The organism is Streptomyces sp. NPDC026206, assembly GCF_040638465.1.
In the GTDB taxonomy this organism is placed as follows: domain Bacteria; phylum Actinomycetota; class Actinomycetes; order Streptomycetales; family Streptomycetaceae; genus Streptomyces.
In genome coordinates this window covers 1-2,232 of record NZ_JBEZYL010000051.1, presented here as the reverse complement: position 1 = coordinate 2,232, position 2,232 = coordinate 1, and the positions used below count along the sequence as shown (strand labels likewise).

The 2,232-nt window shown below is 62.9% G+C and carries 2 protein-coding genes; both read left to right on the top strand.

Annotation, left to right across the window (positions count from 1 at the left end; translation table 11 throughout):
• The first annotated feature begins 197 nt into the window (after positions 1–197).
• The gene (locus AB0F13_RS27785) at positions 198–494 is read left to right on the top strand and encodes a hypothetical protein (RefSeq protein ID WP_362087941.1); all 297 of its coding nucleotides are present in this window, start codon (positions 198–200) and stop codon (positions 492–494) included.
• Between the two features lie 297 nt (positions 495–791).
• Positions 792–2,048 (top strand): protein-glutamine gamma-glutamyltransferase, encoded by a 1,257-nt coding sequence (locus tag AB0F13_RS27780; protein WP_362087944.1) that lies wholly within the window; start codon positions 792–794, stop codon positions 2,046–2,048.
• Positions 2,049–2,232: the final 184 nt, after the last annotated feature.

Genomic DNA, 2,232 nt, shown 5'->3' with positions numbered 1-2,232 from the left:
GAACAACGCCCATAACTCGTCCGGTACCAGTCGCTCAACCAGATCCGTCATGCACGGCTCAACGAACGATCACACCATAAGAAACGGCGTCTTAGCGGCAGGTTGGCCGGTTTCAAAGCCATGATGTTGCAGGCGAGTTAACACGGAGACATGATCACTGCTCGTATCGACCTGATCACTCATCCAGGAGCCGAGAAGTGATACGCAGAACCGCTCTCTGCATCCTCACCACCGTCGCTGTGACCGCGACCCTCGCCCTGCCCCTCACCCAGGGAGCACAGGCGGCCACCCCGGCCACGACCGCTCCGGTGACTGCCGCCACCCCCGCCACGGTCAACGCGGACGACGACAACCCCTTCCGCTGGATGGAACTGGACGGCCTGCCGGCCGACGTCCAGTTCATGCGCTCCCACCCGCGCGTCGAGGTCCGCTACGGCGACCCCGACCACCCGAACCGGGCCCGCGTCGTCGCTTCGGCGACGACGCTGATGTAGCGCCAGCCCCGCCTGACCCGGCCGACCAGCCCACGCCGGGCCCGTGACCGAGTCGCGCCGGCCCGCCCGGCGGCCACCACGGTCATGACCGGCGACGAGCGCGCCGCCACCGCCATCTCCCGTATCCCGCATCTCCTTCCGCCTCGCGGCGGCGGCCTTCCTGATGCCATCGGGTATCGGCGCAGGACAGCGCGGCCAAGGCCCTGAACGGCAGATCGCTGCAAGTCCCTCCAATTCGTCGTGCTCTCGCATGCTCTCGTTTCACGAGATTCAACCACAAGGGAGTTGTTCGTTTTCATGCATAAACGTCGGATGTTCCTAGCCTTCGCCACTGTGGGCGCAGTCATATGCGCCGACGGATTCATCCCGTCGGTCAGTCAGGCCGTCGGCAGCAGCGACAGGGAAGAGAAGGGGTCCTACGCTGAAACGCACGGACTGACGGCGGATGACGTCACGAACATCAACGCACTCAACGAAAGCGCTCTGGCTCTGGGGCAACCTGGCAAGCCTCCGGCGGACTTACCGCCGAGCGCCAGCCCGTCCTTCCGGGCCCCCGACGCTACCGACGACAGGGTAACCCCTCCGGCCGAGCCGCTCGAAAGGATGCCCGATGCGTACCGGGCCTACGGAGGTAGGGCCACTACGGTCATAAACAACTACATACGCAAGTGGCAGCAGGTCTACAGCCACCGCGACGGAAAGAAGCAGCAAATGACCGAAGAGCAGCGAGAAAAGCTGTCCTACGGTTGCGTTGGCGTCACCTGGCTCAATTCGGGTCCCTACCCGATGAACAAATTGGCGTTTGCGTTCTTCGACGAGAACAAGTACAAGAACGACCTCAAAAACACCAGCCCCCGACCCGGTGAAACACGGGCAGAGTTCGAGGGTCGCATCGCCAAGGACAGTTTCGACGAGGGGAAGGGTTTCAAGCGGGCGCTTGATGTGGCGTCCATCATGAACAAGGCCCTGGAAAGCGCCCACGACGAGGGGACGTACGTCGAAAACCTCAAGACGGGGCTCACGAAAAACAATGACGCTCTGCTCTATGAGGACAGCCGCTCGAACTTCTACTCGGCACTGAGGAATACACCGTCTTTCAAAGAAAGAGACGGAGGCAACTACGACCCGTCCAAGATGAAGGCGGTGATCTACTCGAAGCACTTCTGGAGCGGGCAGGACCAGCGGGGCCCCTCCGACAGGAGGAAGTACGGCGATCCGGATGCCTTCCGCCCCCACCAGGGTACTGGCCTGGTCGACATGTCGAGGGACAGAAGCATCCCGCGCAGTCCCGCCAAGCCTGGCGAAAGTTGGGTCAATTTCGACTACGGCTGGTTCGGGGCTCAGACGGAAGCGGACGCCGACAAGACGGTATGGACCCACGGCGACCACTATCACGCGCCCAATAGTGGCCTTGGCCCCATGCACGTATACGAGAGCAAGTTCCCGAACTGGTCTGCCGGCTACGCGGACTTCGACCGCGGAACCTACATGATCACGTTCATACCCAAGAGCTGGAACACCGCCCCCGCCAAGGTGCAGCAAGGCTGGCCGTAACAGAATCGGCAGGAGGGCCGGGTCGCCCGGCCCTCCTCCGTCCACACCCGCGGAGATGCCCCATCCCCGGTGATCCGCTCCGAGTAAGACCGTGTCCTACATGGTGAGTTTGAGGAGTCGCTTGTAGCAGCAGAGCGCGGCTGCGAGGCCGAGGAAGGCCAGGTAGTTGCGGGGGTGGCGTTCG